The sequence below is a fragment of the Halorubrum sp. SS7 genome (assembly GCF_005435055.1).
Taxonomy (GTDB): domain Archaea; phylum Halobacteriota; class Halobacteria; order Halobacteriales; family Haloferacaceae; genus Halorubrum; species Halorubrum salinarum.
Genome location: NZ_SGXV01000233.1, coordinates 1 through 585, shown reverse-complemented (window position 1 = coordinate 585; position 585 = coordinate 1). Strand labels below are relative to the sequence as shown.

1 protein-coding gene and 1 pseudogene are annotated in these 585 nt (G+C 65.6%); both read right to left on the bottom strand.

Annotated features, from left to right (window positions below; all coding sequences use genetic code 11):
- The coding region (locus EXE44_RS17800) for a cation:proton antiporter subunit C (RefSeq protein ID WP_137718037.1) at nt 1–362 on the bottom strand (362 nt) is incomplete at its 3' end.
- Nucleotides 359–585, bottom strand: a pseudogene (locus EXE44_RS20445) (cation:proton antiporter); the annotation flags it as partial. The gene EXE44_RS17800 and the pseudogene EXE44_RS20445, both read right to left, overlap by 4 nt.

Below are 585 nucleotides of genomic sequence, written 5' to 3'. Positions count from 1 at the left end.
TCGACGATCCCCACGTCGGGCACCGGTAGCGACTCGTCGAGCGTGCCGTACTCCGAGTAGACGCGCACGACGAGCGCGAGCGCCACCGCCGTCAGGCTCACCCCGACGACGATGGCGGTCAGGATGAGCACGTGCGGGAGCGGGCTGACGTACGGGCCGGCGCCCTCGGTGATGACCGGGGGATTCCCGCCGTTGCGGAACGCGAGCGTGATGAAAAACAGGAATATCCCGGTCTGGAACACGTTCATTCCGATGACCTTCTTCACGAGGTTCGGCGACTCGATGACGGTGTACAGGCCGATTCCGAGCAGCAGGGCGACCGCGTAGTAGTTGTAGTGAGTCGTGAGCAGGTCGAGCGTCATGACGGGTCCTCCTCGATGGCGTGGTCGAAGCCGGCCGCGAGCAGGAAGAAGAGCCCGATCGCGACGGCGGCGACGATGGCGCCGATGCTGAGTTCGACGAGTTCGATCGCGTACTTGATCGCGTGCCCGAACAGCGCCTCGTACTCCGCGTACTGGAGGAACTGTCCGCCGAGCGCGATCGCGCCGAGACCGATCCCGACGAAGACGTACACGCCGCCGGAGG